The following is a 5,009-nucleotide window of genomic DNA, read 5'->3' as shown; positions in this document are numbered from 1 at the left end:
GTCCGCGTTCTTCGCCTTCAATAAAGCGCTTCATTTGGGACCCTAGTGATGAGATACTTCCTCAACGTTTACCGGATCGGTTTCGTTTACATCGGCCTACGTTTTTACACAGCCTGGGCCGATTGCGGACTATCTGCAAGGAGTTCCTTGCTGCCAAGCGTTCAACGGTTACGAAGTTCAATGATCTGATCAGCCTCTTTTGCTAGCGGCTGTGCGTCTCCGCCTGGAGGGATGCACTTGAACTGGAGCTCTGTGCCGCCGAGTTGCCCTGGGCGCGCAGGAGTAGTTTCTACGCGTAAGGTTTTGACCTCGAGGCCTTTTAACTTGCAGAAATTGCCAGCTTCTTGGTAGACCTCTGCCTTGTTACGGAAAGAGACGCCCAATCCTGGTGTGCCATCTTTCTTCGCAATCATGAAGGAATTTTGGTCCATCGGAATAACGCCCGTACTCTGGCAGCCTGCAACAAAAATTGGACATGCGATGACGATAATTTTTAAAAACTGCTTCATGGTTTTGCGCCGTCCTAATACGATATGGATTTCGTATTGGCAATATTATAGGTCTGCAGGTGCCGTGTCCATGGAATGACGTTTGTCATGCCGGAACTCAGCCGCACTGAAGTACGTCCCGCTCTTGGCTAATCTCGGGCGTTTGTAAAGAGCCGCTTCTGGCCGATAGCGTACCAAAAGCCCATCTACATGGGCCTCATACATTAAACCTCAGTTTGCTCAGCAATCTCCAAGGCGTCATCGACTTCAATGCCCAGGTAGCGAACCGTGCTCTCTAGCTTAGTATGCCCGAGAAGCAACTGAACCGCGCGGAGGTTTTTTGTTCGACGATAGATCAAGGTAGCCTTCGTACGACGCATAGTGTGCGTGCCGTATGCCGTCGCGTCCAGACCGATAGATTTGACCCAGCCTGACAAGATGCGTGCGTACTGACGAGTCGACAGATGCCCGGCATCGATCACTCGACTGGGAAACAGATGCTGGCTAGACGTTAGCTTTCGATGGTTGATCCAATTGAGCACTGACTGACGAGTTTGCTCGGTAATCTCGAACTGGACAGGCCTTTGCGTCTTTTGTTGCATGACGATGGCACGATGGAAGATGTTTTGGCCTTGTGCGACATCCTTGACACGGAGACTCACTAGGTCGCAGCCGCGAAGTTTACTGTCGATCGCCAAGTTGAAAAGCGCCAAATCTCTCAACCGCTCCGCTAACTGTAACCTTATCCTAATCGCCCAGATTTCTTTGAGCTTCAGCGGTAGTTTTTGACCGATTAGTCGTCCTTTGTTCCATGGGTTTCGACTCTTTGTGCTCCCGGCGCTCGCATCCATACGTCCTCCTCATTAGGTGAGGATGGATTTTCTCCTACGTGCCAATCTCAGCACTGCGCCCATCCATGCGCACTTTCGCAAATAAAACTGGGCATCGCGGCGCATAGTAGAATCGACTACGCACAACCACACACACGACGAAAGGCTTACAGATGGCGAAAATAGACTTGGCCGGTTACACCCTAAGCGAGCTCAGAGGCTTACAGCGCGACGTGGAAAGAGCAATCAAGGATCGTCAGCAACAGGACGTGCAGAAAGCACGCGAGCAGATTTTCGCCATTGCCAAAGACGCCGGCGTCTCCGTGGAAGAGCTGCTCGGCAATGGAGGGGCGAAGGCTAAGAAGGTGAACGGCAAGAAGGTAGAAGCGAAGTATCAAAACCCCAAAGATACTTCGCAAACCTGGACAGGCCGCGGCCGCCAACCAAGGTGGATGGCAGAAGCGGTGGCCCATGGCAAGAAGCCCGACGACTTCCTGATGAAATAGGGACATTTGTAGCTCCACACCGCCCCTGGCTGACGTCTGCTTTCGGCCAAAAGCGGACATAGAATTTGACGGTTTAAGCGTCTAACAAGACGCGTACCAGCAGTGAGCTTGATAGACTTTTAGAAACGGTATGGCATACGATGCCGGGCTAACGAAAACGTGCTACGCCATTCGCTGCATTCCTTCGGACAAGGATGGGAGTAGTCGACGGGTGTCGGATGAAAGGCTTGCTCAAATGGCCAGCTTCATTCCGAAATGGGTCGGCTTGAATCCTAGGCTTTCATAAAAGCGTACCGCGTCGGGGCGGCGCTGGTCCGTCGTTAACTGAACGATGATACAGCCTGCGCGCTTGCTAATGTCGAGCGCCTCCTGAAAGAGCATTTTGCCGATACCATGCCTACGTACACTACTCTTTACCCTAACCGACTCGATTTGGGCACGAGACGCGCCTTGATGTGAAAGCCCTGGAATGAAAGTTAGCTGGAGCATGGCGACAATTTCGGTGTTCTCTACCCCTAGTAGGATCTGGTTTCCTCTTTGAGAATAGATGTCGCGAAAGGCAGCCTCATACTTGGCGATCGTTGCGGCGTCCAGGCTCTCGCGCTGCATACCTAGAACGTCGTCGGCCAAAAGCGAGAGTATATCCGGTAAATCTTGGAGTATTGCCGAACGAAATTGAATTGTCGTGTTACGTTGAGTCATCTGTTAGCTTTCGGCTTTTAAAACGTTGTTGTTGAGCGGAAGTTGAGCAGGCGCCGCTACATTTTCCCAATTCGCATATTGATGGGCCAGAATACACGGCGACTACAATCTGGATCGCCCCAAGCTCTTACGATATCGGAAGCAAAGTCCGCGAGCAACGCTTCCTTGCCAGCCTCCTTTGCACTTTGAACGGCAGACCAAGTTTGAAGATATCCCAAAAACTCAGCCAGATTCCACTTAGCGTGGATTGCCAGAGCAGGTGCTGTAAGCTCGTCAAAGGGAAAATCGATCGTCGCATATTTTGTATCGACGAGTTTTCGTTCAGGTGGCCAGTAGGGGCCGATTTCTTCCCAGTAGAATTTTTGGAACCGCTCATTGAGTGCAGGATCCAGTTCAAGGACTCCATAGCTGATCAGCGCTAGAATTGTCCCTCGCCCCCCCACCCGACGTGCTTCTCTGTAAAAATCTGGCAGGTTGAACCAATGCGCTGCCTGGGCTGCAGTGATCAGACTTGCACTTGCATCCGCTACGGGCAGGTGCTCGGCAGGCGCGCATTGATAATGAACGCGTTCATGCGCCGTCGTGTTCGCTATCTGGTCGGAGCTTGGATCGAGTCCGACGACTTTATCAAAGTAAGACGCGAGTAATTGTGTCAGCTGTCCGTTTCCACAGCCCACATCTACAGCGAGTCGATGATTCGGAACGGTTGAAGCAAGGAAGGCAACAAGGCTCTCGGGGTACTCAGGTCGAAAGCGCGCGTATGCTTGACCACCCTGATCAAACCAATTACGCGTTGAAGATTTATGGCTCGACATTCACGTTATCTCCTTGTAGGTTAGCTTTAACAGCGGCTAGGCGGGCAGCAAATCCTTGATGCTCTAGCGCTGCAGCCGCTGCTGTTAGTACATTCCGAAGCGGGAAGTCAATTTCTTCCTCAAGGACGTCAATCGCAGTAAAAGTAGCGCTCCAGTGCTGTTCAAGTCGTGCCACGAGTGCTTGTCCGGTTGGCGTTAATTGAATACGAGTTTTACGACCGTCATCGAGTGCATGACGTGAAATCAAGCCATCGCTTTCTAGCAGACTTGTCGTCTGGCTTACCGCACCCTGTGTCAGGCGAGTGCAGCGGGTAATTTCGGTAACCGTCTGCGCCCCAGCGCGTAGAGCGCGCAGTACAGGCGTATAGCGAGCCCGGTAGTTCAAGCCCATGGCGTGGTAGTGTTCATCAGCTCCTTGCTCGACGAGTTCGCCAACATAACGGAGCAGTTCGCCTAGGCCAGGGTGCAGTTTGAGATCCATTCAAGAATTATACATTAGCGCTAATGCAAATTCAAAGTGGAGTTGGGCAATGGGCAACGTGTTGAACTTTAAACGTCCGCTATGGGTCGAGAGCGGACGCTACAATAGGTCTGCAATCGGCCAGAAGTAGACATAGTGAAAGCATCTAAGGAGACCTTCTAATGGCCGTTTGGCAATATGACCTGTTCCTAGTCGGTGAGGGAAATGCTCTGCCGCTTTTGATGGATGATGGTTGGGAGCTCCCTCAACTTCCCGCAGCGTCAACGCTAAACGCACAAGCAACCTTAGCCGGCTCGATGGGCCACCCGTGGTTAATGATGAATGATTGGGTGGTCTTCGGGAATGAAGAGAGCACTCGGATTGACCTCATGTTTAACGAAGCGGACGAGGTGGAGATTCGCGTTCGGCTTAGCGCGTCGGCGTCTGCGGCCGACCTCGACGCTGTTTGCGGCTTCGCGTGTGAGCTACATAGCAAGCTCTTTGATCCGACAACGGGTGCACTGCTTCAACCCAACCGCAGTTCGGTGGCGTCTGCTTTGGCCATGTCCCGCGCAGCGAGGTTTTCCCGATCTCCACGAGCTTTTCTGTCGGGGCAGTCAGAAGCCTAATCGGTTTCACGCCAAGGTCTGCTCTGGGTCGGTAGCGGCCGGTCGTGACAATCTGAGGATTTTCCCGCCGAGTAAGCTGCTATCGTGCTGTGACAGGCTGGTTTCGGCCAGAAGCGGACTTACAGCGAGCATACTTCAAGCCTTATCACTGCCAAAAGCGATATGTTGTCAAACATTCTAGAATGGCTTTATCCATATCGAGTAGTTTTCGGTTGCTTCATCGCCTTCTGCGGCATTATAAATAACTATTTGCACTTTAAGCATGTGAACGAAGGAAGAGCCCGTCCTGATGATTTCGGCTACTTCCTAAGATTATGGCGAGAAGGTCACCGCGACGGGATCATTGTAATGTGGTTGAGCATCGGAGCAGTCGTCTCTGGCGGCACCCTTATCGCTATTCTGGTTGCTAAGTAAGCGAACAGAAACAGAACTCAAACATTTTCCCACTGCGATGTCTGCTTTGGGTCCAGGCTGTGTAAAAACGTAGGCCGATGTAAACGAAACCGATCCGGTAAACGTTGAGGAAGTATCTCATCACTAGGGTCCCAAATGAAGCGCTTTATTGAAGGCGAAGAACGC

Annotated in this window: 7 protein-coding genes; 2 read left to right on the top strand and 5 right to left on the bottom strand. The window is 51.9% G+C overall.

The features are described from left to right. Nucleotides 1-161: 161 nt before the first annotated feature. Both AC56LG_RS24710 and AC56LG_RS24705 read right to left on the bottom strand, forming a co-directional pair. The gene (locus AC56LG_RS24710; protein ID WP_497168681.1) at nucleotides 162-509 is read right to left on the bottom strand and encodes a hypothetical protein; all 348 of its coding nucleotides are present in this window, start codon (nucleotides 507-509) and stop codon (nucleotides 162-164) included. Between the two features lie 203 nt (nucleotides 510-712). After that, nucleotides 713-1,339 carry a tyrosine-type recombinase/integrase gene (locus AC56LG_RS24705; protein ID WP_497168680.1) on the bottom strand — a complete coding sequence of 209 codons (627 nt, stop codon included), beginning with the start codon at nucleotides 1,337-1,339 and terminating at the stop codon, nucleotides 713-715. Between the two features lie 152 nt (nucleotides 1,340-1,491). Between AC56LG_RS24705 and AC56LG_RS24700 the strand changes: the two genes are divergently transcribed. After that, entirely contained in the window at nucleotides 1,492-1,824 is a 333-nt protein-coding gene (locus tag AC56LG_RS24700; protein ID WP_497168679.1) for an H-NS histone family protein, read from the top strand. A 231-nt stretch (nucleotides 1,825-2,055) separates the two neighbouring features. Here the strand turns inward: AC56LG_RS24700 and AC56LG_RS24695 are convergent, their stop codons facing one another. The 3 genes from AC56LG_RS24695 to AC56LG_RS24685 are packed head-to-tail and all read right to left on the bottom strand — an operon-like array spanning nucleotide 2,056 to nucleotide 3,822. Continuing rightward, complete coding sequence (locus tag AC56LG_RS24695) at nucleotides 2,056-2,526, bottom strand: GNAT family N-acetyltransferase (protein WP_497168678.1); 471 nt, start codon at nucleotides 2,524-2,526, stop codon at nucleotides 2,056-2,058. Nucleotides 2,527-2,582: 56 nt separating this feature from the next. Beyond that, on the bottom strand, nucleotides 2,583-3,341 hold the full coding sequence (locus tag AC56LG_RS24690; RefSeq protein WP_497168677.1) for a class I SAM-dependent methyltransferase: 759 nt from the start codon (nucleotides 3,339-3,341) through the stop codon (nucleotides 2,583-2,585). Further along, nucleotides 3,328-3,822 carry a MarR family winged helix-turn-helix transcriptional regulator gene (locus tag AC56LG_RS24685; protein ID WP_497168676.1) on the bottom strand — a complete coding sequence of 165 codons (495 nt, stop codon included), beginning with the start codon at nucleotides 3,820-3,822 and terminating at the stop codon, nucleotides 3,328-3,330. The genes AC56LG_RS24690 and AC56LG_RS24685 overlap by 14 nt, the downstream gene beginning before the upstream one ends. A 161-nt stretch (nucleotides 3,823-3,983) precedes the next feature. On the opposite strand from AC56LG_RS24685, the gene AC56LG_RS24680 reads away from it, so the two are divergent. Next, complete coding sequence (locus tag AC56LG_RS24680) at nucleotides 3,984-4,430, top strand: hypothetical protein (RefSeq protein WP_497168675.1); 447 nt, start codon at nucleotides 3,984-3,986, stop codon at nucleotides 4,428-4,430. The last annotated feature ends 579 nt before the right edge of the window (nucleotides 4,431-5,009 follow it).

The sequence above is a fragment of the Telluria sp. ZB2R32 genome, from assembly GCF_059685715.1.
The sequence above is the reverse complement of the archived record's forward strand: the minus strand, read 5'-3'. Positions and strand labels throughout refer to the sequence as shown.